This window comes from Actinoplanes hulinensis (assembly GCF_019429605.1).
GTDB classification, from domain to species: domain Bacteria; phylum Actinomycetota; class Actinomycetes; order Mycobacteriales; family Micromonosporaceae; genus Actinoplanes; species Actinoplanes campanulatus.
The window spans coordinates 405751-431780 of the sequence record NZ_JAHXZI010000004.1 but is presented as its reverse complement, the minus strand read 5'-3'; the positions used below and the strand labels follow the sequence as shown (position 1 = coordinate 431780).

The window sequence follows — 26030 nt, the reverse complement described above, 5'->3', positions numbered from 1 at the left end:
TGCGGGCCGGGGCGGTGCAGCCGGGTGGCGAGGCGGCTGTCGTGGGGGACGGGCGGCGCCGCTGTCGGTGGCGCCCGCCTGGATGCCGGCGTGCGATCGCCGGCTCAGCGTGGTCGGAGGCCCGCGAACACCACTGCCAGGGTCCGCTCCCGCAACTCCGCGTCCCAGCCCCCGTGCACCGCCCCGTGCGTGACGCTGACCAGCAGCGCCATCACCTCGGGCAGTGCCACGCCGGGTGACACCGTCCCGGCCGCCTGCGCCTCGCTCAACAGCCCGCCGACGGCCTCGGTGAGATGGCCGACGGCCTCGGGCAGGCGGACGGCTGTCCCGCCGCTCTCGAGCAGGCCGACGACCGTGCGCTTGTAGGACGCCTGGGCGGTCAGCTCGGTGAAGAACTCGAACAGCCCCTCCCCGCCGCCGCGCTGGCCGGCCGACTCGATCAGCTCGGCCAACAGTCGCTTCATGATCGCGCCGAGCAGGTCGCCCTTGGTGGGGAAGTGCCGGAACACCGTGCCGATCGCGACGCCCGCCCGCCGGGCGACCTCCTCGGTCGAGGCGCCCGGTCCGGTCTCGGTGAACACCTCCTCGGCGGCGACCAGGATGCGGATCCGGTTGCGCTGGGCGTCGGCGCGCAACGGAGGGCCCTCGGCCTGCCACGAAGAAACCTCTTCCAAAATGAGTCTCCACTCATTATTGTCGTACCCAAGTCGAGTGCATACTCATCTTATCGGGAGGATCGTTGTGACACCGACCGAGATCTTCGACAGCATGCGTTCCCGCTGGCTCGCCGATCAGCCGACCTACGATCCCGACCTGCTCGCCGACGACGTGGTGGTCGAGGTGCCGTTCGCCGCCCCAGGCCGACCGGTGCGGACCGAGGGCAAGCAGCGGGTGCTGGAGTTCACGCGGGCGGGCCGGGCGTCGTTCCCGGTGCGCTTCGACGACTGCCGTGACGTGGTGATCCACCAGACCGCCGACTCGGAGGTGATCGTCGTGGAGTATGAGTTGGTCGGCACTCACACCGGGACCGGGGTGACCGCGTCGGCGCCCTTCATCGGGGTGCTCCGGACCCGGGGCGGCAAACTCGCCCACTGGCGGGAGTACCAGCACACCATGGCCATCGCCCAGGCCCTCGGTCAGGCGTAGGCCTCGACCAGGATCAGTGACCCGATGGCGATGAAGACCAGCGGCACGAGCCAGTGACCCCAGCGCTCGACCACGGCGATCACCTTGCGGTGGGAGCCGAGCAGCGATCCGGCCAGGCACCACACCGCCACGAGGATGGCGAAGACCACGAGGTAGACGACGATCTCGCCCGCGCCGGCCGTGCGGAACAGGGGTGTGTAGACGGCGATGTTGTCGGCGCCGTTGGCGATCGTGATGCCGGCGATGGGCAGCGGGCCGGCGGCGGCGATCGGCGGCTCGCCGCCGGAGCCGTCGCGGAGGGCGCCGATGAGGCCTTTGACGCCGAGGGCGATCGGCAGCAGGCCGAGGAGGCCGACCCAGCGGTCCGGGATGAGGGTCAGACCGAGGGCTGCGAGCAGTGAGACGCCCACCAGGGTGGCGATGCCGAGGTATTGGCCCGCCCAGATCTGCCAGGGCCGGGGCTTCCCGGAGGCCCGGGCGGAGAGAAAGAGAACGGTCAGAACGATGAGGTCGTCGATGTTCGTGCCTACGAAGACGCCCACGGCGGCGAATACCGAACCCACGCCGGAATCTTAGGGCGCACCCCGGAAGGGCCCGGACGGGCGAGGGCGGCCGCGGAAGCCCGCGCGGGACGGCGCGGGAGGACGTGAAAGGGCGTGGGAGGCCGCGCGGGACGGCGTGGAAGGGCGTGGGAGGCCGCGTGAAGGACGCTGGCAGAAGAAACGGATGCCCGGCACGACGCTGTGCCGGGCATCCGAAGAAGCCGGGTATCGGGCACGCCGTTGTGCCCGATACCTGGAGCCGGGGATCAGCGCTTGCTGATCGCCTTGCGGTAGTCGCTGTTGAGGCGGCCGATGAGGCTCAGCGGGATGCCCTTCGGGCAGACCGTGGTGCACTCGCCGGCGTTGGTGCAGCCGCCGAAACCGGCGTCGTCCTGGGCCTGGAGCATGTCGATGACGCGGCTGTCCCGCTCGGGCTGGCCCTGCGGCATCAGACCGAGGTGGGCGATCTTCGCGGCGGTGAAGAGCATCGACGAGCCGTTCGGGCAGGCCGCCACGCAGGCGCCGCAGCCGATGCAGGTGGCCGCCTCGAACGCGGCGTCCGCGTCCTTCTTCGGCACCGGGGCGGCGTGGGCGTCCGGCGCGGTGCCGGTCGGGGCGGTGATGTAGCCACCGGCCTGAATGATCTTGTCGAAGGCGGTCCGGTCGACGACCAGGTCCTTGATCACCGGGAAGGCGGCGGCACGCCACGGCTCGACGTCGATCACGTCGCCGTCCTTGAACTTCCGCATGTGCAGCTGGCAGGTGGTGGTGGCCTTCTCCGGGCCGTGCGCCACACCGTTGATGACCATGCTGCACGCGCCGCAGATGCCCTCACGGCAGTCGTGGTCGAACGCGATCGGGTCGTCACCGTTGAGGATCAGCGTCTCGTTGAGGACGTCGATCATCTCGAGGAACGACGCGTCGGGGGAGATGCCCTTGACGTCGTAGGTGACCATCTTCCCGCCGGCCGTGGGACCGGATTGACGCCACACCCTGACCTTGATGTCCATTACTTGTAGCTCCGCGTGCTCGGGTGGACGTACTCGAAGTTGAGGTCTTCCTTGTGCAGGGTCGGCTTGCCGTCGGCGCCGAAGTACTCCCACGCCGCGGCGTAGCCGAACTCGTCGTCGTGGCGCAGCGCCTCACCGTCCGAGGTCTGGCTCTCGGCCCGGAAGTGACCACCGCAGGACTCGCGGCGGTGCAGCGCGTCGATGCACATGAGCTCGCCGAGCTCGAGGAAGTCGGCCACCCGGCCGGCCTTCTCCAGGTTCTGGTTGAGCTCCTCGCCCTTGCCCGGCACCTTCACCCGGGTCCAGAACTCCTCCTTGAGCGCCCGGATCAGACCGATGGCCTTGGTCAGGCCCTCCTCGGTCCGCTCCATGCCGCAGTACTCCCACATGATCTGGCCGAGCTCGCGGTGGAACGAGTCCACCGTCCGGTCGCCGTCGATCGAGAGGAACTTGGCGATCCGGTCCTCGACCTCCTTGCGCGCCTCGACCACGGCGGCGTCGGTTTCCGACACCTTCTCGAAGGGCCCGGCGGCGAGGTAGTTGCTGATCGTGTTCGGCAGCACGAAGTAGCCGTCGGCCAGGCCCTGCATCAGCGCGGACGCGCCGAGCCGGTTGGCGCCGTGGTCGGAGAAGTTCGCCTCGCCCACCACGAACAGGCCGGGGACGGTCGACTGGAGGTCGTAGTCGACCCAAAGGCCACCCATCGTGTAGTGCACGGCGGGGTAGATGCGCATCGGCGTCTCGTACGGGTCCTCGCCCGTGATCCGCTCGTACATCTCGAAGAGGTTGCCGTACTTCGCCTCGACCGCCTTGCGGCCCAGCCGGTTGATCGCGTCGGCGAAGTCCAGGTAGACGCCGAGGCCACCGGGGCCGACGCCGCGGCCCTCGTCGCAGACGTTCTTGGCGGCACGCGACGCGATGTCCCGCGGCACCAGGTTGCCGAACGACGGGTAGATCCGCTCCAGGTAGTAGTCGCGGTCCTCCTCGGCGATCTCCCCGGCGGGCTTCTGGCAGTCCTCGGCCCGCTTCGGCACCCAGACCCGGCCGTCGTTACGCAGCGACTCCGACATCAGGGTCAGCTTCGACTGGTGCGAGCCGGACTCCGGGATGCAGGTCGGGTGGATCTGCGTGTAGCAGGGGTTCGCGAAGAGCGCGCCCTTGCGGTGGGCCCGCCACGACGCCGTGACGTTGCAGCCCTTGGCGTTGGTGGAGAGGAAGAAGACGTTGCCGTAGCCACCGGAGGCGAGCACCACGGCGTCCGCGAACTCGGTGGTGATCTCGCCGGTGACCATGTCCCGCACGACGATGCCGCGGGCCTTGCCATCGACGATGATCAGCTCGAGCATCTCGTGCCGGGCGTTCATCTCGATGTTGCCGAGGCCGATCTGCCGCTCCATCGCCTGGTAGGCGCCGAGCAGCAGCTGCTGACCCGTCTGGCCCCGGGCGTAGAAGGTCCGGGACACCTGGGTGCCACCGAAGGAGCGGTTGTCGAGCAGGCCGCCGTACTCGCGGGCGAACGGGACGCCCTGGGCCACGCACTGGTCGATGATGTTCACCGACACCTGGGCGAGCCGGTAGACGTTCGACTCGCGCGCCCGGAAGTCGCCGCCCTTGACCGTGTCGTAGAAGAGGCGGTAGACGGAGTCGCCGTCGTTGCGGTAGTTCTTCGCGGCGTTGATGCCACCCTGCGCGGCGATCGAGTGCGCGCGCCGGGGGCTGTCCTGGTAGCAGTACGACTTGACCTGGTAGCCGGCCTCGGCCAGGGTCGCCGCGGCCGAGCCGCCGGCCAGGCCGGTGCCGACCACGATGACCGTCAGCTTGCGGCGGTTCGCCGGGTTGACCAGCTTGGCGGAGAACTTGCGGCGCTCCCAGCGGGTCTCGACCGGCCCGTCCGGGGCGGCCTTGTCGACGACCGGTTCGCCCTCGGCCCAGAATTCGTTAGCCACCATGATCAACCCACCAATCCGGTCAGGACCGCGAAGGGCACCGACAGGTACATCGCGACGAGCACCACCGAGAGGACCAGCGCGACGGCCTTGGCCCGGCGCTCACCCTTGGTGGTCTGCTGGCCCAGCGTGCGGAACGCGCTCCAGATGCCGTGCCGCAGGTGGAAGCCGACGGACACCACCGCGAGGGTGTAGAAGAGGGTCACGTACCAGCGGTCCGGGGCGAAGCCCGCGACCACCCGGGCGGACGGGTCGGTGTCGCCGCCGGCCGGGTTGAACGTGCCGGTCGTCAGGTCGAGGATGTGGTAGATCACGAACAGCACGATGATCACGCCGCCCCAGCGCATGGTGCGCGCGGCGTAGCTGCCCTGGATCTTGGGCCGGTGCGCGTACTTGACCGGCCGGGCCTTCTTGGCGCGGATGGTCAGCGCCGTGGCCGCCCAGATGTGCAGGCCGATGCCGGCCAGCAGGCCGATCCGCTGGAGCCAGAGGAACCAGCCGTGCGGCAGCAGGGGCGTGCCGAGCTCCCGCAGCCACTCCGCGTAGTGGTCGAAGTCCGTCTCGCCCACGAAGATCTTGAGGTTGCCCGCCGCGTGCGCGAACAGGAACAGCACCAGCAGCGCGCCGCTGACTGCCATGACCATTTTGAGGATGACCGACGAGGGCCGGACCGACTTCCGCGGCGCGGGGCGTGCCGTCGCACCCGCTGCGTTGGTCGTCTTCGGAATAGGAGTGTCTACCGCCACGAGTTGGAAGGTAAGAAGTCCTGAACGATTCGTCTAATGCATGCCGGGTCGGCCTTCCATAGATATAGGCTATTACGGTGCAGCTGCAACAACTCAGGTACTTCGTAGCGGTGGCAGAGTTTAGACATTTCACCCAAGCGGCGGACGAACTCGGCGTCTCCCAACCTACTTTGAGTAAGCAGATTCACACCCTGGAAATGTCACTCGGAGCCCCCTTGTTCGAGCGGATCCGCGGCGGCGTCACTCTCACCGTGGCCGGGAAGACGCTGCTCCCGCTGGCTCAGCGCATGATCGCGGATGCCGACGCGGCCCGGGACGCGGTCGCCGACATCGTGGGCCTGCGCCGTGGCGAGGTCCGGCTCGGCGCTACTCCCAGTCTCTGCTCCTCCCTGCTCCCGGTCGTGCTGCGCGGCTACCGCGCCGAGCATCCCGGCATCCGGCTGCACGTGACCGAGGGCAGTTCCCAGGACCTCATCGCCGACCTGCTCGCCCACACCCTCGACCTGGCTCTCATCGTGCTGCCCGAGCAGGGCGCCGACCCGGCCCTGGAGACCGTCGAGGTGCTCCGGGAGAGCCTCGTGGTGGCCTCGGTCGCCTCCGGGCCGGCACCCACCGTGGCCCGGCAGCTGGACCTCACCGAGTTGCGGCACACCCCGATGGTGATGTTCCGCGACGGGTACGACATCCGTGACGTGACCCTGCAGGCCTGTGAGCGGGCCGGGTTCACCCCCAAGTTCGCGGTCGAGGGCGGCGAGATGGACGCCGTTCTGGCCTTCGTCGAGGCCGGCCTCGGGGTGGCCCTGGTGCCGAGCATGGTGCTCGCCAACCGGCCGCTGCTGCGCGCCACGCCCCTGGCCCCGCCCGGCATGCGGCGGACCATCGCGCTCGCCCAGCGCCGGGCCGCCATCCTGCCGCACGCGGCGGCCGCCCTGCGCGAGGCGGTCATCGAGCACATCGCGGCCGGTGAACTCCCGTTCGGGGTACGCGCTCTGTGATCCACCGTCCACTTCGGGTAGTCAAGTGAGCACCCCGCGTTTAGCATCCGAGTGTGTGGCATGGCGAGTACCGGCATCCCCGGCTGGTCGAGGTCTACGACATCGAGCACCTGTGGGGCTGGGAGGACGACTTCTTCATGCGGGTGCTCGCTGAGCGCACCGCGCCGCGGGTCCTCGACATGGGCTGCGGCACCGGGCGGCTGGCCATCGCGATGGCCGGCGCCGGCCATGAGGTGACCGCCGTCGACCCGGCCGGGGCCGCGCTGGACGTGGCCCGGCGAAAAGAAGGCGCGGCCGGGGTCCGCTGGCTCCAGGGGTCCTTCGAGGACCTTCCGGACAGGACGTTCGACGCCGCCTTCATGACCGGTCACGTCGCCGAGCACATCGTCACCGACGAGGACTGGTCCGTGGCGCTGCACCGGATGCGCGGCGCCCTGGTCACCGACGGGCGGCTCGTCCTGGACAGCCGTGACCCGGCCGGCCTGCCGTGGCGGGAGTGGGCGCCGGACGACACCCGGCGGGACATCGTGCTCGCCGACGGCTCGGTGGTGGAGGCGTGGAGCGAGGTCGCCTCGACCGATAAGGACGTGGTGTCGGTCGTCCATCACTACCGGTTCGACGACGGGCTGGAGCTGACCGGTTCGGCCGCCCACCGCTTCCGCGACGAGATCCAGCTGCGCGACTCGCTGCGGGTCGCCGGCTTCCGGGTGGATCAGATCTACGGCGGGTGGGGCCGTGAGCCACCCGGGCTCAGCGGGGACGGTGAACTGATAGTGATCGCGATCGCTGAGCCTCGAATGCTGCCGTGATGTGCCGCTTTACCCGTTGAACCATTGCGGGACATGAATCCCGGACTACTATCCGGCACGCATCGGTACCGACCATTACGACGGGGTTGGGTGACATGTCCGACAACGAGTGGCCAAGGGAGTTGCCCCCGCCGCACCACGGTGACTGGGGCGACGAACCCCCGCAGGCTCGCAGCCGCATGTTGCTCTCCGCCGGCCTGGTGATCGTGGTCCTGCTGGCCGCCGGCGGGGTCGCCTGGCAGCTCATGCGCAACGGCTCCGCCCAGCCGGCCACTCAGGCCAGCGCCGCCCCGCTGCCGTCGTCGACCCAGCCCAGCGTCACGCCCTGCCCCGACCCGGAGCTGACCGTGGCCGCGGCGCCCGAGATCGAGCCGGTGATCCGGGCCGCCGCCGTCACCCTCAACCCGCCCGGTCAGCGCTGCGCGCCGATCCTGGTCCGGGCCGAGGAGCCCGGCGTCACCCTCGCCGCGGTGGACCAGCCGGACGTCTGGGTGCCGTCCAGCAGCGCCTGGCTGCGCATCGCCGAGGAGAACAAGCTCGCCTTCCGTACCTCCGGAGCCACCCTGGCGTACTCGCCGATCATGCTGACCGCGCCCGAGGCGATCGGCAGTCTGTACATCAAGGACGGCAAGACCACCTGGAACGAGCTGATCGAGGGGGTTGCCAGCGAGCGGATCCCGGTGGCCACCATGTCCGATCCGCTGACGACCACCACCGGCCTGCTCAGCGTGCACGGCGTGCACGCGGCCACCGCCCTGGCCGCCAGGGACCCCGGCATCGCCCAGCTCCGGGCGCTCACCCTGCGCAGCCGCCTGACCGACGCCGCCGCCGACCCGGGCAGCCTGCTCGGCCGGATGGCCGCGCAGTCCGACACCACCTCCGCGGTCTACGACATCGGCGTCTTCCCGGCGATCGAGCAGCAACTCCTCGCCTACCAGAAGGGTGGGCACCGGGTGGCGCTCACCGGTGCGGCGCCCTCCGACGGCATGGTCGAGGCCGACTACCCGTACGCGATCCGCAAGGGCGCCAAGACCGGCCTGGCCGACCGGCTGCGCGCCGCGATCACCAAGCAGGCGCTCACCGAGGCCGGTTTCCGTGCCGAGCCGACGGCCGGCGGCGCCCGCCTGCCCGGCACCGGCAAGGCCCTGCTCGACCCGGCCCGGCAGTGGGCCGGCTTCCAGAGCCTCGCCTTCCAGGTGCTGCTCCTGATCGACGCCTCCGGTTCGATGAACGAGAAGATCGGCGGCGGTCCGGCCACCAAGGCGTCCCTGCTCCGCGAGTCCGGTGCGAGCGCGGCCCAGTTGTTCAACCGGGACACCACGATCGGTATGTGGTATTTCGGGGCCGGCGCCGCGAACAGTCCGGCGCACACCGAGGAGGTGTCGTTCGGGCCGATCAACGGGGACGCCGGCGGGAAGAAGCGGCGGGACGCCCTGACCGAGAAGATCAAGACGTACCGGCCGCAGTCGAACGCCGGCACGCCGCTCTACCAGACCGTTCTCGACGGTGTCGCCGCGATGCGTGAAGAGGTGAAGTCCGGCAGGCCCTCGGTCGTGGTGGTGCTCACCGACGGCGCCGACGGCGGGACCAGGTTCGCCATGTCCCAGCAGGAGTTCCAGAAGCGGCTCGCGGCCGGCCGGGACCCGGCCCGGCCGGTCCCGGTGATCGCGGTCGGTTACGGCCCGGACGCGAACATGCCCGCGTTGCAGAGCATGGCCAAGGCCACCGGTGGCCAGGCGATCGCCGCCAAGAACCCGGCCGACCTCGCCTCCGCCATGGCCAAGGCCTTCCTGGCGGCACGAGCCGCCAACTAACGAGCCGGGCCGATCTGATCGGCGACGATCCGGGCGGACAGGGTGACCATCGGCAGCCCGCCGCCCGGATGCACCGACCCGCCGACCAGGAACAACCCGTCCACCGGTCCCCGGTTGCCGGGCCGCAGCAGCCCACCCGCGGTTCCGTAGATGGCCCCGCCCGGCGCCCCGGTCGCCTCGGCCAGGTCGGCCGGCGTACGCGTCTCGGCGAACTCCAGCCGCCCCCGCACGTCCAGCCCGCGCCGGGCGAGCACCGCCAGCACGTGATCCGCGTACGCCCCGGCCAGCCCCGGCCGCCGCCAGTCCACAGCGGACCATCCGGTGCCCTGCCGTGCCGCGTTGACCAGCACGAACCACGCCTCCCGGCCGTCCGGGCGAACCAGCGGATCGTCGGCCCGGGTGACGAACACCGCCGGATCGTCCACCGGCCGCGCCCGCCGCCCCGGCGCCCCGAAGACGGCGTCGAACTCCGCGTCGTAGTCAGCCGGGAAGAACACCGTGTGATGCGCCAGCTCCGGAGTCTCCCCGCGCACGCCGAGCAGCAGCACGAACCCGGCCAGGCTCCGGTCGGCCAGCCCGCGCAACGGCTTCGGCGCGGGCAGCAGATCCCGGTACAGGGTGACCGCGTCCACGTTGGAGACCACCACGTCGGCGCGCTGGAACTCGCCCGACGCCAGGTGCACCCCGCGCACCCGGTGGTCCGCCTCGATCGCCGTCACCTCGGAGCGCAGCCTCACCCGTACCCCATGATCGGCGCACCGGGCGTGCAGCGAGTCACCGAGCGTGACCAGACCGCCCGGCAGATACCACCCACCGTGCGTGAGTTCGGCGTAGGGGATCGCGGCGAGCGCCGCGGGCGCGCGGCGTGGATCCGTCCCGGTATAGGTGGCATACCGGTCCAGCAGCATGCGCAACCGCGGATCGCGCAGGTAGCGCCGGCCCAGCGCCCGCAGCGACGACCACGGCGCGATCGCCGCGAGATCACCCACCCGCCAGGAGAGCCGCGCCAGCGACGCGGCACTCACCGGCCGCTGCAACACCGACTCCCACGAGGCGTGCCAGATCCGCGCGGCCCGCCGCCAGAACCGGTCCCAGTCCGCGGCCGCCTCCGGACCCAGCGCCGCGCTGATCCGCTCCAGGAAGACACCGTGATCGGAGGACGAGTCGAGCGTCACACCGTCCGGGAAGACGTGCCGCACCACCGGATCCAGCGGCTGCGGCCGCAGGTCCAGGCCCAGGTCGGCGAACACGTCCGGCAGCGTGAGCAGGCTCGGGCCGGTGTCGAAACGGTAGCCGTCCCGCTCGTGGACGCCCAGCTTCCCGCCCGGCCGCGCCGCCCGCTCGTGCACGGTCACCCGATGCCCGGCGGCGGCCAGCCGCAACGCCACGGCCAGCCCGCCGACCCCGGCGCCGATCACCACGATCTCACTCACCGCATCGCCTCCCGTACGGTCACAGAGCCCGGCCGCGCCAGGTGAGCAGGTTGCGGCGCCGCCGGTGGAACGAGCGCGCGACCAGCCAGCCGAACAGCACGATCGACAGCGGGTGCGCGAACGCGTCCGGGACGGCGCGGCCGCCGGTCGCCACCGCGCTGATCACCCGGCCGGTCACCCCGAGCAGGCAGGCGGCCAGAGCGACGTCCCACCAGGGGCTCACCAGGAACAGCACCGGTACGGCGTACAGCAGAAGGAGAAGAATCACGACGGCGGCCGCGCCGAACGCGGAGCCGAACGACGCCCACAGCGATTTGCCGTAACCGTCGGTGAGTTCCCGCCAGGAGCCGTACATGTGACAGGTGGCCAGGCGGGAGCCGTCGGCGAGCGCGATCCGGCCGCCGGAGCGTTTCACCGCGCGGGCCAGGCCGATGTCCTCGAGCACGTCGTCGCGGACCGCGGCGTGGCCACCGGCCCGCTGATAGCCGGCGCGATCCAGGACCAGCCACTGCCCGCCCGCGGCGGCCAGCGACGGCCGCGGCGAGCGCTCCATGCCGCGCAGCGGCAGAAACGTCAGCCAGGACCATTGCAACAGCGGTTGCACCAGCCGCCCGGCGCCGACGATCCGAGGGTACGGCGAGAGCAGCGTCACCCCGGCACGCCGCAGAAGCCCGGCCGCCCCGGCGATCGCATCCGGTTCCAGGACCACGTCCGCGTCGACGAAGACCAGCACGTCCGCGTCCGCGGCGTCGTCCGCCAGCTGCCGGCAGGCGTTCGGCTTGCCGAGCCAGCCCGCGGGCGGGGCGGTCCCGGTGAGCAGGCGCACCCGCTCGTCCCCGGCGGCGATCGTCCGGACCACGTCGGCGGTGCCGTCGGTGGAGGCGTCGTCGAGGATGTGGACGGTCAGGTCCGGGACGCCGCGCTGGGCCAGCAGCGACTCCAGACAGGGGGCGACCCGCCCGGCCTCGTCACGCAGCGGCAGCAGGACGGCGACCCGCTCGCCGGTGATCGCGTCCCGGTGCGGGCGGCGCAGCAGCAGCGCGTTGACCGCGGTGTGCGCGGTGAGCAGCAGCAACGGCGCCAACGCGAGCCAGACGATCATGCGCGCAGCCGGGGCAGCAGCGGTAGGACGGCGGCGCCCATCAGCACGCCACCCCACATCGCTGACGCGGGCAGGCCCAGGAAGACGGCGTGCGCGAGAACCGACGAGAAGTAGGTCCACAACCAGAGCGCCAGCATCGGGCCGTCACCGGGCGTGGCCACGGTGGGCCCGGCCGCGAACGATAGAGCCGTCATCAGCAGCAGCGCGAACCCGAGCCAGCCCAGGTAGTTGCCGATCGGGACGCCGGGCACACCGGGCAGTGCCGGAACCGGATCGTGCCAGCGCCAGTAACCCTCGGCGACCATCTGCGGATCGAGGAACAGATCCCAGGCCGCCAGACCGACGGCCGCGACCACGATCCGGGCCGTGCGGCCCCCGGCCACGCGCAGCGCCGCCAGCCACGCCGGCCAGGCCATCCAGGTCCAGGCCAGCGGGATGATCAGGGGTACGCCCAGCAGCTTCGGCCCGAGCTGACCGGAATAGTCGTAGGAACCGAACGGGAAACCGGTCGCCACCCCGATCGCCTCGACCGCGAAACCACCCAGCATCGCCGTGCCGATCAGCGCGGCCGCGGCCCGCACCCCACGGCTGAGCAGCGCGTGCGTCACCGACAGCAGCACGCCGATCAACACGGTGGCCACGGTCAGCCCGGCACGGGTGTCACCGGTGGTGAGCGGATACCAGACCTGGGCCAGCACCAGCCCGCCGAGCAGGAACCACACCGCTCAACCGCCGGCCTGCCGCTCGACGATCGGGATCTCCCGCCCGAGGATCGCGAACGCCCGCTCGTCCCCCGGGAACAGGAAATGGCGCAGCACGTCGCTGAACCCGAACCGCCGGTACAGCCGCCAGGCCCGGGACGTCTGCTCGTCGGCCTCCGGAGTGGACAGCAGCACCGTCCTGCCCTCGGCCATCGCCAACAGGGCACGCAACTGCCGGGCGCCGATCCCGTGCCCCTGTGCCGCCGGGCGGACGTGCAACTCGACCACCTCGAAACAGTCGGCCAGCCACCGATGCCGGGCCGGCTCGTCGAGCGCGGACCGGACCTGGTCGTGCCACCACTGGCCGGGAGCGGACGTGTAGCCGTACCCGAACCCGGCGACCCGGCCCTCCGCGGTCAGCGTTGCCACCGCCCGGAACCCGGGCCGCCGCGCGTGCGAGCCGATGTAGCCGCGGCGGGTCTGCAGCAGCTCCTTGCGGTAGCCCATCGCCTCGCCGTAGACCGCCACCACGTCGTCGAGCCGGCGCAGCAGGTCATCCGGCTGCCAAGCAACGAGCCTCATCGCGTCGTCCGCTCCTTCTCGTCAGCGGTCCATCCCAGCACGGTCCGGTCGCCGCTGATGTCCAGCACCGCGAAACGGGCGAACAGCTCCTCCGCGTACCAGCGGTCGGCGGGGGTGCGGGCGATCACCGCGCGGTGTTCTGGCTGACGGTACGCGAACGCGGTGAGATCCGCCGCGCCGCGCCACACGCTGACCGTGCCCTGCCAGCCGATCGGCGCCTCACCCACCCCGAAGCGGGCCAGCAGCCCCGGAGCGGCCGCCACCTCCCGGGCCACCGCCGGCACCGCCCGCCAGAACCGCAGCGCCCGGGACGGCCGCAACCTGGCCCGGGTCAGCGCCAGCACCATCCCGTCGGGGCGGCGACCGGTCGCGTGGAACGGGCTCCGGCCACTCCACTCACCGCGGCTGACCAACGGTTCCAGGTCTACCCGCGCCTGCTTCACGGCGATCCGGTCCCACGTGGGGAACCGCACCGGGCGGTCACTCACGGTGATTGCCGCCCAGCGGGTCAGGTCGGTGTCGCCGGGGCCGAAGGTGGCGCCGGTGCCCGTACCCAGGAATCTGCCGAACCGGACCCCTGCGAGATGGCGGCGGGCGAAGGCCATGCGCAGCATGGCGGAGCCGACGGCCTGCCGCGGGACCCGCCAGACGTGCAGGCTGACCAGATCATCGGTCATCGCGCCACGGTACCGCGGCCTCCGCGGGGCTTCCGGCTACGCGACCTCCGCCGGGCTTCCGGCCGTCACGCGGACCAGCTCCGGATAGGTGATCGGAAAGACCGACCGGGGTACGCCGCCGGCCGCCCAGATCACCGGACAGCTCTCCAGGTCGACGTCGACCAGGGTGCGCACCGGCTTCGGATGGCCGAGCGGGGCGACCCCGCCGATCGCCTGGCCGGTGTGCTCCCGGACGAACTCGGGCGTCGCGCGGCGCAGTTTCGTCACGCCGATCGAGGCGGCCACCTTGGCGGTGTCCACCCGGTGTGCGCCCGAGGTCAGGACCAGCAGCGGCTCGCCGTCAGCGTCGAAGATCAGCGAGTTGGCGATCTGGCCGACCGTCACGTCCAGCGCGGCGGCGGCCGCTGCCGCGGTGTGCACCGCCTCGTCGAGGATGACGATGTCGGCCACGTCGGCGCCGGCTTCCCTCAGCGCCTCCCGGACCGCGATGACGTTGGGATGATTGTGCATCGCCTCATCCTGCCCGACTGTCCGCTTCGGTCAATTACCGACAGCCTTGGCGCTGGCCTCCCACAATCGCGCGGCCAGTGCGCTGTCGCCGGCGTGGGGGGCCGGCCGGGTGACGGTGCGGCCCACGTAGTAGCCGCCGTCCACCAGCTCGGCCTCAGGCGTGGTGGCCAGCCAGACCAGCAGCTCACCGGCCTTCTCCGGGGTGACCAGGAAGGGTGCGTACCGGTAGAAGAGCCGGGTGACCCGGCCGGTGCCGAAGTTGGTGCGCACCACACCCGGGTGGAAGGACACGCTGAACACCTCCGGCCAGCGGCGGGCCGCCTCGGCGGTGAACAGGATGTTGGCCGCCTTGCTCGCCCCGTAGGCCTGCCACGAGCTGTATCTCTCCGGATCGCCGGCGAGCAGCTCCGGATCGGGACTGCCATGCCTGTGCGCCCGGGACGCGGTGTTCACCACCCGGCCGTCGCGCAACTGCTCCCGCAACAGGCCGGTGAGCAGGAACGGCGCCAGATGATTGCCCTGGATGGTGGCCTCGAGGCCGTCGCCGGTGCGGCGGAACTCCCCGACCATGCCGCCGGCGTTGTTCGCCAGCACGTCGATCCGTGGATAGGCCGCGCGCAGCTGATCGGCCAGGGCGCGCACCTCGGCGAGACTCTCGAAGTCGGCCCGGAAGGCGGCCGGCTCCCGTCCTCCCGCCGCCGTCACCCTTTCGACGGCGGTGGCCAGCCGACCGGGATCGCGGCCGACCAGCACCACCTCGTCGCCGCGGGCGGCGAACCGCTCCGCCGCGGCCAGGCCCACCCCGGAACTCGCCCCGGTCACCACGATCGTCGCCATGCCGCCATGGTAGTCACGAAGCCGTCGATCATCCGTTCGAAAATGCCGGTGGCGTGACGCCGTGAAGGTTGCCTTTTTGTCGGAGGGGGGTGTTAGTCTCTGCGGTAGTTAGAACGGATGTTCGAAAGGGTGTTCGTTCGGCTCCGGGATCGTGTTTCGCGGCACGTGTCCCGGGTGCGGTGGCCCGCGAAGCGCCGCACACCCTGGTCCGGGCATTCGCGGGTCCGGGCCTCAAGGCAGGCCGTCGCTCGCCACCCCCGACCCCCGGTGGTGGGCGACGGACCCGCCGGCGGTGCCGGCCGGGTGTGGTGTGGGGAAGCTTCACACCCGGCCGGCTTGCCGCCGGGCGGCTCGCACGGGCCGCCCGCCGGGGCTCCGGCTGCCCATTTCGGAGCCCCGGTTCCCGGCACGGCATGCTGCGTCTTCCTCCGCAGCGATCGGTTCGACCCACCACGTCGGATGCGAAACAGGCGAGGAGATACGACGATGGCGAGCACCACGGCCCCCGGCCTCACGGCGGCTCCCGGTCCGGCGAGCGCCGGCGCGGCCCCCCGGGCGGATTCGCCCACGGTCCCGGCTCACATGCTGCCGCACCGCACACCGTCCCAGCTGCTGGCGCTCGCCCGGGCGGGCTTGATCGAGGCGGCGCACACCACCCCTGACGGGCTGCGCTACGCGGCGGCGCATCTGGCCGCCCTGCGCGCGGCCGCCGCACTGCTCGCCGCCCGGGCCCGGCCAGCCGCCCCCGGCCGCCGCAGCCGTGCGACCAGTGTCTGGTCCCTGCTGGTTCTGGTGGCGCCCGAGTTCAGCGACTGGGCCGGCTATTTCGCGCTCGGCGCCGGCAAGCGCGCGGCGGCCGAGGCCGGCATCCCCCATGTCGTGAGCGCCCGCGAGGCCGACGACCTGTTGCGCGCCGCCGAGCAGTTCGTCACCGTGGCGGAGTCCGCGCTCGGGCTGACATACCAGCCACCCTTGGCCGCGTGACCGCCCGCTCGCCGTCGTGGGCCGGGGGGCTCTCCGGCCGCGTGACCGCCCGCTCGCTGTCGTGGGCCGGGGGTCTCTCCGGCCGCGTGACCGCCCGCTCGCTGTCGTGGGCCGGCCGTCCCCTCGGCCGCGCGCCGGCCGCCCGACCCGGGTAGCCCGGCTCAGCGGCAGCCCTGGCCAGTGCGGCTCGCCTCACCGGGCGGGTTCCACGAGGGGCGCCGATGGCGGCTTCGCACCGGCTCAAGCCCCGGCAACCAGGTCCCGGCGTCCCGGCGCTCTGGGCTTCGACGGCCTGGCTCTCCGCGGCCTCGGGCTTCGGCGGCACGAGCTTTGGCAGGCGCGATCTTGGCCGCCCGGTTTCCGTGGCCCTAGTCCCGGCAGCTCGGGTCTCGGTAGCTCGGGTCTCGGGGACTTCGGTGGGGCCGGGCTTTACCGGCCGGGCCGTGTGGACCGGATCTTGGTAGGCCGCGATGAGCCGGACTTCTACGGGCGACGACTCGGCGGGTGGGACCTGCCTCGGCAGGTCAGATCTCGGTGGGCCGGTCTTTTGGGCGGGCTCGGTGGGCGGTTCGGCGGTTGAACGCCGGCGGTGGCCGGTGGCAGTGATGTGACGGGGATTGTGGGATAGAGCGGGGCATGACGTGGCAGGGCGCATGATCAATGGTGCGGCCGCCCTCGCGGAGCTGGTCCGGACGGCGACCGGGGCCGGCGAGCCGGGGGCGCACCGGCTGCTGCCGGTGGCGCCCGAGCTGAGCGGGCTGTTACCGGGGCGCGGGCTACGGCGGGGCAGCACGGTGGCCGTCGCCGCCGGGCAGAGCGTGTCCGCCGGTGGCCGGACCTCGCTGATGCTGGCGTTGCTCGCGGCCGCCTCGCGGAACGGCTCCTGGTGCGCGGTGGTCGGAGTGCCCGCGCTGGGCGCGCTCGCCGCCGCGGAGAGCGGCATCGTGCTGGAGCGGCTCGCACTGGTGCCCGACCCGGGGCCGGACTGGCCCACCGTGGTGGCCGCGCTGATCGACGGCGTGGACGTGGTGGTCGCGGCGGTTCCCGGGCCGGTGTCGGCGTCCGTCACCAGCCGGCTGGCCGCGCGGGCCCGGCAGCGGGGAAGCGTGCTGGTGCCGTTCGGTGACTGGGCCGGCGCCGACGTGACCCTCGAAGTCGGCAAGGGCCGGTGGGAGGGTCTCGGATCCGGCCGGGGCCGGCTGCGCCGCAGGGAGGTCACCGTCGTGTCCCGGGGCCGGGGTGCGGCCACCCGGCCCCGGGAGATCACCATGTGGATGCCGGGTGTCACGGTCCGGGACACCATCCCGCCGCCCCCGCCGTCCACGCTCCCCGAGCGGCCCCCGGGCACTCCGCCCGAGCGGGTCACGCCATCTTCGGCACCCCCACCACCCGCCCTCGCCGCGCCGTCTTCGTCTCGTGCGCTGTCTTCGGTTTCGGCGGTTCAGCCCTTCTCGGGGTCTTCGCCGTCGTCCTCGGGTGAGGCGTCTCCGGCCTCTCGGCCGCTTTTGGGGTCTGTGCCGCTTCTGCTGTGCCGGACGGTCTCCTCCTCGGCCTGCGAGGGCTCGTCGCCCGCGCCGGGATCGGCCCTGCCGGGGGCGGATGGGCCTGCTCTGACGTGTGCGCTGGGGAGGAGCTAGTGGAGGCGGCTGTTCGTACCCTGCTGGTCTGGTGCCCGGACTGGCCGGTGGTGGCCGCGGAGATCGTGGCGGGGGTGCCGGGGGCCGAGCCGGTCGCGGTGATGTTCGGGAACCGGGTGCTGGCCTGTTCCGAGGCGGCCCGGCGGGAAGGTGTGCGGCGAGGGCTCCGGCGGCGGGAGGCGCAGGGACGCTGCCCGCAACTGGTGGTCGTGGAGCACGATCCGGGGCGGGACGCGCGGGCGTTCGAGCCGGTGGTGGTCGCGATCGAAGGAGTGGTGGCCGGGGTCGAGGTGATCCGGCCGGGGGCCTGTGCGGTCGCCGCCCGAGGGCCGGCCCGCTACTTCGGCGGGGAGGAGGCGGCCGCCGAGCGGATCGTCGAGCAGGTTGCCCTGGAGTGCGCGGTGGAATGCCAGATCGGGCTCGCCGACGGCGTGTTCGCGGCCGGGATCGCGGCACGGGCGGGACGGATCGTCGAGGCGGGAGGCAGCCGGGAGTTTCTGTCCGGCGTACCGATCGAGGCTCTTGAAGAGCCGGAGCTGACCGACCTGCTGAAGCGGCTCGGGGTCAAGACGCTCGGTGATTTCGCTGCGCTGCCGGCGGGGGATGTGCTGACCCGGTTCGGATTCTCCGGGGCCCTGGCGCACCGGCTCGCCTCCGGGGGCGATCATCGGCCGCTCGCGGTGCGGCGGCCACCGGCCGATCTGACCGTGGAGGAGACCTACGACGAGCCGCTCGCCCGGGTGGACGTGGCGGCCTTCGCGGGGCGGGCGCTGGCCGAACGCCTGCATGACAGGCTGGCAGCGCACGGGCTGGCGTGCACCCGGCTCGGGGTGGAGGCGGTCACCGCGGACGGTCAGGAGCTGTTCCGGGTGTGGCGGCACGACGGTCTGCTCGGGGCCGCCGCCATCGCCGAGCGGGTGCGGTGGCAGCTGGACGGCTGGCTCACCGGCGCCCGGCGCGGGAGGACGGCACCGCCCACCGCGGGACTGGTGCGGTTGCGGCTGGTGCCCGACGGGGTGCTGGCTCACGTCGGCCTGCAACCGGGGCTCTGGGGTGAGACCGGAGCGGAACGGGACCGTGCGCACCGGGCGTTCAGCCGGGTCCAGGGTCTGCTCGGCCCGGAAGCGGTGGTCACGCCGGTGCTGAGCGGCGGCCGGTCGGCGGACGACCGGGTGCGGTTGGTGCCCTGGGGCGACGAACGGGAACCGGAACGGCCGGTCGCCGTCCAGGCCGAGCCGATCCCCGGCATCGAGACGGTTCCGGTTCTGGAGAGGGCGGTGGCTCCGCCGTTGCGGCTGGACGCCCCGCGGGCCTCCCATCTGAGACTGGTGGGCGGGCTCCGGGCGGAGCCCTCCAACGGGGTCGAGACCTCCGGTGCGGACGGGTTCGCCATGGTCGAGGTGAGGGCCGGGCGGCCCCGGCGTGCCGGGCGGAAACCGGCCGCCCTGCCGCCGTGGCCCGGGCGGCTGCCACGGCCTTCGCCGGCCGTGGTGCTGGAGCATCCGCTGCCGGCCGTGGTCGCCGACGCGGAGGGCCGGGCGGTCGGGGTCAGCGCGCGGCTCGAGCTGACCGGGACTCCCGCGACGTTGACGGTGGGCCGGCGGGAGCCGGTGGCGGTCACCGGCTGGGCCGGGCCGTGGCCGGTGGACGAGCGCTGGTGGGCGGCGGGGGAGTCGCGGCGGCGGGCCCGGTTCCAGATGGCGCTCGCGGACGGGCGCGCGCTGCTGCTGACCCTCGCCGGTGGCCACTGGATGGTCGAGGCCGTCTATGACTGAGCAGGAGTTTCCATGAGCAGCTTCCACAACCCGGACGTGCCCTGGCGGCGGCTGGAGAAGGCGCTGTCCGGGGACGCGGAGCCGGGCGGGCGGCGGGAGCTGTGGGCGATCCCCGCGCAGCAGGTGGTGGATCCGCTGATCGTGGACGGGGACGGTGGTGACTCGCCGGCCTGGAGCCGGAAGCGGGAACCGTACCGGCCCGCGCCGGGTCTGGTCCGCGCCGAGAGCACGACTCCGTACGCGGAACTGCACTGTCACACCAACTTCAGTTTCCTGGACGGCGCCAGCCACCCGGAGGAACTGGCCGAGGAGGCGGCACGGCTCGGCCTGACCGGGCTGGCGGTCACCGATCACGACGGCTTCTACGGTGTGGTCCGCTTCTCGCAGGCGGCCCGCGAACTGTCCCTGCCCACGATCTTCGGAGCCGAGTTGTCGCTGGGCCTGGCCCGGCCGCAGAACGGCGAGGCGGACCCGGAGGGCACACACCTGCTGGCTCTCGCGCACGGCCACGAGGGGTATGCCCGGCTGGCCCGGGTGATCTCCGAGGCGCAGCTGCGCGGCGGGGAGAAGGGCCGCCCCGACTACGGCGACCTGGAGCGGGTCGCCGAGACCCTGCGGGATCACGTGCTGGTGCTGACCGGCTGCCGGAAGGGGACGGTGCCACTGGCGCTGGCCACCGGGGGCATGGAGCGGGCGGCGTACGAGCTGGACCGTCTGGTGGCCCTGTTCGGCGCGCCGAACGTGGCCGTGGAGCTGACCGACCACGGCGACCCGATCGACGGCGACCGCAACGACGCCCTGTTCGAGTTGGCCCGCAGTCGTCGCCTGGAGGTGGTGGCGACGAACAACGCGCACTACGCGACCCCGTCCCGCCGCCGGCTGGCGACCGCCCTGGCCGCGGTCCGGGCCCGGCGCAGCCTGGACGAGATGGACGGCTGGCTGCCCGCGGCCGGCACCGCCCACCTGCGCAGCGGCGCCGAGATGGCCCGCCGGTTCGCCGGCTATCCGGGCGCGGTGGAGAACGCCGCGATCTACGGCGGTGACCTGGCGTTCGACCTGGACCTGGTGGCGCCCCGGCTGCCGGACCACCCGGTGGGCGACGGGCACACCGAGATGAGCTGGCTGCGGAAGCTGACGATGGAGGGCGCGGCCCAGCGTTACGGCCCACCGGCGGCGAATCCGAAGGCCTATCACCAGATCGAGTACGAGCTCCGCATGATCGAGGAGCTCGGCTTCCCCGGCTACTTCCTGGTGGTCTACGACATCGTCCGGTTCTGCCGGGAGAACCGGATCTACTGCCAGGGCCGGGGCTCGGCGGCCAACTCGGCGGTCTGCTACGCGCTCTGGATCACGAATGTCGACGCGGTGAAGTACAACCTGCTCTTCGAGCGGTTCCTCGCCCCGGAGCGGGACGGCCCACCGGACATCGACGTCGACATCGAGTCGGACCGGCGCGAGGAGGTGATCCAGCACGTCTACGGGAAGTACGGCCGGGAGCACACCGCCCAGGTGGCGAACGTGATCTCCTACCGCCCCCGGTCGGCGGTCCGGGACATGGCCCGTGCGTTCGGCTTCTCCCCGGGCCAGCAGGACGCCTGGAGCAAGCAGATCGACCGGTGGGGCGACGTGGCCGCCACCGACACCGACATGCCGGAGACGGTGCGCGACTTCGCCAACGAGGTGCAGACCTTCCCCCGCCACCTGGGCATCCATTCGGGCGGCATGGTGATCTGCGACCGGCCGATCATCGAGGTCTGCCCGGTCGAGTGGGGCCGTATGCCGGGCCGCACCGTCCTGCAATGGGACAAGGACGACTGCGCGGCCGTCGATCTGGTCAAGTTCGACCTGCTCGGGCTCGGCATGCTGTCGGCGCTGCACTACGCGTACGACATGATCGAGGACGAGCTGGACATCGGGACGATGCCGCTGGACGACCCCGAGGTCTACGAGATGCTCTGCCGGGCCGACTCGGTGGGGGTGTTCCAGGTGGAGAGCCGCGCCCAGATGGCCACGCTGCCCCGTCTCAAGCCACGGGAGTTCTACGACCTGGTCATCGAGGTGGCGCTGATCCGCCCGGGGCCCATCCAGGGCGGTTCCGTCCACCCGTACATCCGCCGGAAGAACGGCCTGGAGGCGCCCCGCGTGCCGCACCCCCTGATGGAGAACGCGCTGGCCAAGACCCTCGGCGTGCCGCTCTTCCAGGAGCAGTTGATGCAGTTGGCGATCGACGTCGCAGGCTTCGATCCGTCGGAGGCCGATCAGCTGCGGCGGGCGATGGGCTCGAAACGGTCGGTGGAGAAGATGGAGAGGATCAAAAAGCGACTGTACGACGGGATGGCCGCCAACGAGATCACCGGACAGCTGGCCGACGACCTGTTCGTGAAGCTCTCCGCGTTCGCCAGTTACGGCTTCCCGGAGAGCCACGCCATGAGCTTCGCCTACCTGGTCTACGCGAGCGCCTGGCTGAAGCGGTACCACCCGGCGGCGTTCTGCGCGGCCCTGCTCAACGCGCAGCCGATGGGCTTCTACTCACCACAGACGCTGGTCGACGACGCGCGCCGGCACGGGGTCGAGGTGCGCCGGCCGGACATCAACCGCAGCGATGCCACGGCGACGCTGGAGACCACGCCGGAGAGCCGGTGGAGATCCGCGGCCGGGGAGCCACCGCACGCCTGGGGGATCGGCGGCCCGGCCGTCCGTCAGGGCCTCTCCAGCATTCGTACGATCGGTGCCGACCTCGCCGAGCGGATCGAGCAGGAACGCCGTACCCATGGTCCTTATCGGTCAATGACGGATCTCGCCCGGCGTACCGGATGCTCCACCGCTCACCTGGAGGCGCTCGCCACGGCCGACGCGTTCGCGGGTTTCGGGCTCTCGCGCCGGGAGGCGCTGTGGGCCGCGGGAGCGGCCTCGCAGGACAAGCCGGACCGTCTTCCGGGCACGGTGACCGGCACCGAGGCGCCCGTGCTGCCCGGCATGAGCGACGTGGACATCCTGGTCGCTGACGTGTGGGCGACCGGTCTGTCACCGGAGACGCATCCGGCCCGTTTCCTGCGCGAGGAACTGGACCGGGCCGGAGCGCTGCCGATCGAACGGCTGGCCGCGGTGGAGGCGGGCACCCGGATCCGGGTCGGCGGGATCGTCACCCACCGGCAGCGGCCGGCCACCGCGGGCGGGGTGACCTTCGTGAACCTGGAGGACGAGACCGGGATGCTGAACGTGACCTGCTCGCCGGGTCTGTGGCAGCGCTACCGGAAGGTGGCCCGGATGAGCTCGGCGCTGCTGGTGCGCGGCCGGCTGGAGAAGGCGGAGGGGGTGCTCAACCTGGTGGCGGACCGGCTCGACGCGATCAGCCCACCGGTGACACCCGCATCCCGCGATTTCCGGTGATTCGTTCCTTTTGCGGTATATGGTGCTTCGGGAAAACATCCGGGGGTGCCTCATGATCCGTACGATGATCGGTCTTGCCGCGACGCTCGCCGCCGTGGCGGGTGCCGCCGGCCCGGCCGCGGCCGTCACCGGAGGTTCCGGCCCACGAGGGGCCGCCCACTCCAAGCTCACCCTCACCTACCAGGCCAAAGTCGTCCATCTCACCTGCCGCCCGGCCGGCGGCGACCATCCCCGGCCCGTCCAGGCCTGTGCCACGCTGCGTGACATCGACGGGAACCCGGCCCGGCTCAAGCCGGGCGACGCGTTCTGCATGCTGCTCTACGCGCCGGTCACCGCCCGGGTGCAGGGCACCTGGGAGGGCCGGAGCGTCCGGTGGCAGCAGACCTACGGCAACAGTTGCGAGATGGCCCGCGCCACAGGCGTGCTGTTCCAATTCTGAATGGACGTCGCGGTTACGCTGCCCTCGTGGAAACTTCTACGCGTACCGGCCGTCCGCACGTCACGGCTCGCACCGCCGCGGTCTGGGCGGTGCTCCGCCGGGAGCTGGAGCGGCAGGGTCGCGAGCTGACCGTCCTCGACGTCGGCGGGGGCACCGGCGGATTCGCCGTTCCGCTCGCCGAGGCCGGCCACACCGTCACCGTCATCGATTCCAGCCCCGACGCGCTCGCCTCCCTCACCCGCCGGGCCGCCGAAGCCGGCGTCGCCGGCCGGGTCCGTGCCGTGCAGGGCGACGGCGACGCGCTCGCCTCCCTCGTCGAGCCGGGCAGCGCCGACCTGATCCTCTGCCACTCCGTCCTCGAGGTGGTCGACGAGCCGGCCGGGGTGGTCGCCGCCATCGCCGCCGCGCTGCGCCCCGGCGGTGCGGCCAGCGTGCTGGTGGCGAGCCGGGCCGCGGCGATCCTCGGCCGCGCCGTCAACGGCCATCTGAAGGCGGCGGCCGCGCTGGTCACCGACCCGGCGGGCCGGGCCGGGCCGCGCGACACACTGCTGCGCCGCTACGACGCGGCGGGAGCGGGCGATCTGCTCACCGCCGCGGGGCTCCAGGTCGAGGAGACCCATGGGGTACGCGTGATCGCCGACCTTCTGCCCGCGACCGTCCTCGAGGAGGACCCTCAGGCCGTACTGGAGCTCGAACTGGAACTGAGCGCCCGGCCCCCGTTCCGCGACGTCGCCTCCCAGTTGCACCTCTTCGCCCGCCGGCCATGACCCGGGTGGCCCCGTCCGCTGGCTGATCAGTGGCTCCGGCTGGCTCCCAGAGCTGTCTCGGGGTGTTGAGACATCGCCCACGGCCGGCCGGGGGGAATTCGTGACTTGTTGGGGGCGGCGATGACGGTTTTTGGGAGTGAGCTTTTCGCGGAGCGGCCGCGGCCGGTCGGGGCGGTGCCCGAGGACGGGTTGCCGGAGGAGGCCTTCCGGACCGTGGCGCCCGCGTATGGGGCGGGCAGTCTCGCCGACCTGCTGCCCAGCGTGTGCGCGGTGCTCGGGGTGCCGGGCGCGGTCGACGTCCTCGGCCTAGGGGAGCGGCTCGACGGGGTGGACCGGGTCGGGGTGCTGCTCGTGGATGGGCTGGGGACGTACCAGTTGCCCCAAGCCGTCCCGTTCGCCCCCGTCCTCGCGGACCTGGTCCGGAGCGGCCCGCCCGGGATCGGCGTTCCCGGGGCGCTGACCGCCGGGTTCCCGTCGACCACGCCGGTCAGTCTGGTGACGCTCGGTACGGGGGTGACGCCGGGCGCCCATGGCGTGCTCGGGTTCACCCTGCGCCGTCCGGACGGGCGGGTGCTCAACCACATCCAATGGGCTGACGACCCGGATCCGCGGGACTGGCAGCCGGTGCCGACCCGGATGGAGACCGCCGTGGGTGCCGGGGTGCCGGTCACCGTGGTGAGCGCACCCGAGTTCGAGGGGACCGGGCTCAGCCTGGCCGCCAACCGGGGCGGCCGGTACCTGGGCGCGGGTGACGGCGCCGCGGTGACCGACGGGATGCTGGCGGCGCTGCGGTCCGGACCCGGCCTGGTCTACGGCTACCACCCGGACCTGGACCGGGCCGGACACCAGGACGGGGTCTGCTCGGACAGTTGGCGCGCGGCGGTCCGCGGGGTCGACCGGATGCTGGACCGGCTGGTACACGGGCTCCCGGCCGGCGCCGCGCTCCTGGTGATCGCCGACCACGGTCAGCTCAACGTGCCCGACTCCGCCCGGTACGACCTGGGCGCCGACCCGGTCCTCGGAGCCGGGGTGATCGGCGTGACCGGCGAGCCCCGGGTTCGCTACCTGTATGTCGCGGACGGCGCCCGGGACGACGTCATGGCGAGCTGGCGGGCGGTCCTGGGTGACGATGCCCGGGTGCTGTCCCGCGACGAGGCGATCGCCGAGGGCTGGTACGGCCCGGTCCCGCCGAGGCACGCCGATCGGCTCGGGGACGTGGTGGTGATGTGCCGGCGCCGGGCCGTCGTGCTCGCCTCCGGCTGGGAACCGGCGAGAGTGGGCGAGTTGATCGCCTACCACGGCTCCGGTACCGCGGCCGAGATGACGATTCCGTTCTTGATCGCCCGATAAGATCTATTTGCTTCAATCGATTTGTCTGGATTTCGGGAGTGCTCGCCAACGTCTTCGTGGGATCATGTGTCCAAGCAGCTCACGGCCGGTGATCAGGGACACACGCTGCCGTGACGGACGGGTTGTGCGGCGCGGTGATCGGTCTTTTGGGACGAACCGATCTTCGGTACCCCGAAAATCACCCGCACTCGGTCGTCGTCCCGCTTTCCGACCCGCCGACCCGCTCGTAGACTTGCGTGATAAGGCAGCCGACGGCTGCCCCGCAGCATCACACCTGCACCACCCCGACCCCGCCGCGGGGCCGGACATGCGCCCGGGGAGGAATGCCGTGCCGCTCTCGGAGCACGAGCAGCGGCTGTTCGATCAGATCGAGCGGTCGCTTGCCGAGGACCCCAAGTTCGCCTCGGCTGTGCGGGCCAGCGACCCGCGTTTCCACGCACGGCGCCGGCTCCTCATCGCCGCGTTCGTGATCGTCCTTGGTCTGGCTCTGGTCGTCTACGGGACGGTGGACCAGAACACGCCGCTCGGCGTGGCAGGCTTCGTCGTCATGCTCGGTGCCGCTGCCTTCGCGATGCAGTCGAGGCGCCGCAGCCAGGCACCCGACCTGAAATCGGTCGGGGGCACGGCGACCCGCCGCACCCGCTCGAGCCGCAAGAGCGGCGGCTTCATGGAGCGGCTCGAGGACCGGTGGCGCCAACGCCCGGAGGGGCATCGCTGACGCACCGAGCCGGCTGGCAGGCCGGCTCCGATGACCGGCGGCCGGACCATCCGGCCGCCGTCGTCATACCCCGACGCCCGCGCAGCGCCTGCCGGTTTGTGGACCGAGCCGCGCCTGCCG

At 72.2% G+C, this 26030-nt stretch carries 23 protein-coding genes and 1 pseudogene; 12 read left to right on the top strand and 12 right to left on the bottom strand.

Going from position 1 to position 26030, the window contains the following annotated elements; all coding sequences use genetic code 11:
- Window positions 1-104: 104 nt before the first annotated feature.
- Complete coding sequence (locus KZ829_RS10380; RefSeq protein WP_246635334.1) at window positions 105-674, bottom strand: TetR/AcrR family transcriptional regulator; 570 nt, start codon at window positions 672-674, stop codon at window positions 105-107.
- Between the two features lie 67 nt (window positions 675-741).
- Between KZ829_RS10380 and KZ829_RS10375 the strand changes: the two genes are divergently transcribed.
- Window positions 742-1146, top strand: coding sequence for a nuclear transport factor 2 family protein (locus KZ829_RS10375; RefSeq protein WP_220143610.1), 405 nt, complete (start codon window positions 742-744; stop codon window positions 1144-1146).
- Here KZ829_RS10375 and KZ829_RS10370 read toward each other — a convergent pair.
- From KZ829_RS10370 to KZ829_RS10355, 4 genes are all read right to left on the bottom strand, one after another.
- Window positions 1137-1709, bottom strand: coding sequence for a cadmium resistance transporter (locus KZ829_RS10370; RefSeq protein WP_220143609.1), 573 nt, complete (start codon window positions 1707-1709; stop codon window positions 1137-1139). The genes KZ829_RS10375 and KZ829_RS10370 overlap by 10 nt on opposite strands.
- 245 nt (window positions 1710-1954) lie before the next feature.
- Window positions 1955-2698 carry a succinate dehydrogenase/fumarate reductase iron-sulfur subunit gene (locus tag KZ829_RS10365; protein WP_220143608.1) on the bottom strand — a complete coding sequence of 248 codons (744 nt, stop codon included), beginning with the start codon at window positions 2696-2698 and terminating at the stop codon, window positions 1955-1957.
- Window positions 2698-4647 (bottom strand): fumarate reductase/succinate dehydrogenase flavoprotein subunit, encoded by a 1950-nt coding sequence (locus KZ829_RS10360; RefSeq protein WP_220143607.1) that lies wholly within the window; start codon window positions 4645-4647, stop codon window positions 2698-2700. Before KZ829_RS10360 ends, KZ829_RS10365 begins: the two co-directional genes overlap by 1 nt.
- Before the next feature lie 2 nt (window positions 4648-4649).
- A complete protein-coding gene (locus tag KZ829_RS10355; protein ID WP_308285423.1) occupies window positions 4650-5297 on the bottom strand; it encodes a succinate dehydrogenase cytochrome b subunit in 648 nt (215 codons plus the stop codon).
- A gap of 164 nt (window positions 5298-5461) precedes the next feature.
- Here KZ829_RS10355 and KZ829_RS10350 point away from each other — a divergent pair, with 164 nt between their 5' ends.
- The 3 genes from KZ829_RS10350 (at window position 5462) to KZ829_RS43925 (ending at window position 9008) form a co-directional block, all read left to right on the top strand.
- The gene (locus KZ829_RS10350) at window positions 5462-6385 is read left to right on the top strand and encodes a LysR family transcriptional regulator (protein WP_220143672.1); all 924 of its coding nucleotides are present in this window, start codon (window positions 5462-5464) and stop codon (window positions 6383-6385) included.
- A 53-nt stretch (window positions 6386-6438) separates the two neighbouring features.
- On the top strand, window positions 6439-7194 hold the full coding sequence (locus KZ829_RS10345; protein ID WP_220143605.1) for a class I SAM-dependent methyltransferase: 756 nt from the start codon (window positions 6439-6441) through the stop codon (window positions 7192-7194).
- Between the two features lie 95 nt (window positions 7195-7289).
- Complete coding sequence (locus KZ829_RS43925; RefSeq protein ID WP_220143604.1) at window positions 7290-9008, top strand: substrate-binding domain-containing protein; 1719 nt, start codon at window positions 7290-7292, stop codon at window positions 9006-9008.
- Here KZ829_RS43925 and KZ829_RS10335 read toward each other — a convergent pair.
- The 7 genes from KZ829_RS10335 to KZ829_RS10305 are packed head-to-tail and all read right to left on the bottom strand — an operon-like array spanning window position 9005 to window position 14850.
- Window positions 9005-10441 carry a phytoene desaturase family protein gene (locus tag KZ829_RS10335; protein WP_220143603.1) on the bottom strand — a complete coding sequence of 479 codons (1437 nt, stop codon included), beginning with the start codon at window positions 10439-10441 and terminating at the stop codon, window positions 9005-9007. The two genes, KZ829_RS43925 and KZ829_RS10335, sit on opposite strands and share 4 nt — an antisense overlap.
- 19 nt (window positions 10442-10460) lie before the next feature.
- A complete protein-coding gene (locus tag KZ829_RS10330; RefSeq protein WP_220143602.1) occupies window positions 10461-11543 on the bottom strand; it encodes a glycosyltransferase family 2 protein in 1083 nt (360 codons plus the stop codon).
- The gene (locus tag KZ829_RS10325) at window positions 11540-12265 is read right to left on the bottom strand and encodes a carotenoid biosynthesis protein (protein WP_220143601.1); all 726 of its coding nucleotides are present in this window, start codon (window positions 12263-12265) and stop codon (window positions 11540-11542) included. The genes KZ829_RS10330 and KZ829_RS10325 overlap by 4 nt, the downstream gene beginning before the upstream one ends.
- Window positions 12266-12268: 3 nt before the next feature.
- Window positions 12269-12826 (bottom strand): GNAT family N-acetyltransferase, encoded by a 558-nt coding sequence (locus tag KZ829_RS10320; protein WP_183217363.1) that lies wholly within the window; start codon window positions 12824-12826, stop codon window positions 12269-12271.
- On the bottom strand, window positions 12823-13503 hold the full coding sequence (locus tag KZ829_RS10315) for a monooxygenase (RefSeq protein WP_220143600.1): 681 nt from the start codon (window positions 13501-13503) through the stop codon (window positions 12823-12825). Before KZ829_RS10315 ends, KZ829_RS10320 begins: the two co-directional genes overlap by 4 nt.
- Window positions 13504-13539: 36 nt before the next feature.
- Window positions 13540-14013 (bottom strand): YbaK/EbsC family protein, encoded by a 474-nt coding sequence (locus KZ829_RS10310; RefSeq protein ID WP_220143599.1) that lies wholly within the window; start codon window positions 14011-14013, stop codon window positions 13540-13542.
- Between the two features lie 30 nt (window positions 14014-14043).
- Entirely contained in the window at window positions 14044-14850 is an 807-nt protein-coding gene (locus KZ829_RS10305) for an SDR family NAD(P)-dependent oxidoreductase (RefSeq protein ID WP_220143598.1), read from the bottom strand.
- A gap of 486 nt (window positions 14851-15336) precedes the next feature.
- On the opposite strand from KZ829_RS10305, the gene KZ829_RS10300 reads away from it, so the two are divergent.
- From KZ829_RS10300 to KZ829_RS10265, 8 genes and pseudogenes are all read left to right on the top strand, one after another.
- Window positions 15337-15834 (top strand): SAV_6107 family HEPN domain-containing protein, encoded by a 498-nt coding sequence (locus tag KZ829_RS10300; RefSeq protein WP_220143597.1) that lies wholly within the window; start codon window positions 15337-15339, stop codon window positions 15832-15834.
- Between the two features lie 641 nt (window positions 15835-16475).
- Window positions 16476-17118 (top strand): annotated as a pseudogene (gene imuA' / locus KZ829_RS10295) (DnaE2-dependent mutagenesis accessory factor ImuA'); the annotation flags it as partial.
- Window positions 17119-17470: 352 nt separating this feature from the next.
- Entirely contained in the window at window positions 17471-19246 is a 1776-nt protein-coding gene (locus tag KZ829_RS10290) for a DNA polymerase Y family protein (protein WP_220143596.1), read from the top strand.
- A 12-nt stretch (window positions 19247-19258) separates the two neighbouring features.
- Window positions 19259-22636 (top strand): error-prone DNA polymerase, encoded by a 3378-nt coding sequence (locus KZ829_RS10285; protein WP_220143595.1) that lies wholly within the window; start codon window positions 19259-19261, stop codon window positions 22634-22636.
- 64 nt (window positions 22637-22700) lie between these two features.
- Complete coding sequence (locus tag KZ829_RS10280) at window positions 22701-23075, top strand: SSI family serine proteinase inhibitor (protein WP_220143594.1); 375 nt, start codon at window positions 22701-22703, stop codon at window positions 23073-23075.
- Between the two features lie 26 nt (window positions 23076-23101).
- Complete coding sequence (locus KZ829_RS10275; protein ID WP_220143593.1) at window positions 23102-23842, top strand: methyltransferase domain-containing protein; 741 nt, start codon at window positions 23102-23104, stop codon at window positions 23840-23842.
- Window positions 23843-23962: 120 nt separating this feature from the next.
- Window positions 23963-25192 carry an alkaline phosphatase family protein gene (locus tag KZ829_RS10270; RefSeq protein ID WP_220143592.1) on the top strand — a complete coding sequence of 410 codons (1230 nt, stop codon included), beginning with the start codon at window positions 23963-23965 and terminating at the stop codon, window positions 25190-25192.
- A 328-nt stretch (window positions 25193-25520) separates the two neighbouring features.
- A complete protein-coding gene (locus tag KZ829_RS10265) occupies window positions 25521-25910 on the top strand; it encodes an SCO2097 family morphological protein (protein WP_220143591.1) in 390 nt (129 codons plus the stop codon).
- Window positions 25911-26030 lie beyond the last annotated feature (120 nt).

Coding starts and splice junctions, on each gene's coding strand:
- KZ829_RS10365 (WP_220143608.1), bottom strand. CDS start 2,698: ATGGACATCAAGGTCAGGGTGTGGCGTCAATCCGGTCCCACGGCCGGC.
- KZ829_RS10360 (WP_220143607.1), bottom strand. CDS start 4,647: ATGGTGGCTAACGAATTCTGGGCCGAGGGCGAACCGGTCGTCGACAAG.
- KZ829_RS43925 (WP_220143604.1), top strand. CDS start 7,290: ATGTCCGACAACGAGTGGCCAAGGGAGTTGCCCCCGCCGCACCACGGT.
- KZ829_RS10330 (WP_220143602.1), bottom strand. CDS start 11,543: ATGATCGTCTGGCTCGCGTTGGCGCCGTTGCTGCTGCTCACCGCGCAC.
- KZ829_RS10320 (WP_183217363.1), bottom strand. CDS start 12,826: ATGAGGCTCGTTGCTTGGCAGCCGGATGACCTGCTGCGCCGGCTCGAC.
- KZ829_RS10315 (WP_220143600.1), bottom strand. CDS start 13,503: ATGACCGATGATCTGGTCAGCCTGCACGTCTGGCGGGTCCCGCGGCAG.
- KZ829_RS10310 (WP_220143599.1), bottom strand. CDS start 14,013: ATGCACAATCATCCCAACGTCATCGCGGTCCGGGAGGCGCTGAGGGAA.
- KZ829_RS10305 (WP_220143598.1), bottom strand. CDS start 14,850: ATGGCGACGATCGTGGTGACCGGGGCGAGTTCCGGGGTGGGCCTGGCC.
- KZ829_RS10300 (WP_220143597.1), top strand. CDS start 15,337: ATGGCGAGCACCACGGCCCCCGGCCTCACGGCGGCTCCCGGTCCGGCG.
- KZ829_RS10285 (WP_220143595.1), top strand. CDS start 19,259: ATGAGCAGCTTCCACAACCCGGACGTGCCCTGGCGGCGGCTGGAGAAG.
- KZ829_RS10280 (WP_220143594.1), top strand. CDS start 22,701: ATGATCGGTCTTGCCGCGACGCTCGCCGCCGTGGCGGGTGCCGCCGGC.
- KZ829_RS10270 (WP_220143592.1), top strand. CDS start 23,963: ATGACGGTTTTTGGGAGTGAGCTTTTCGCGGAGCGGCCGCGGCCGGTC.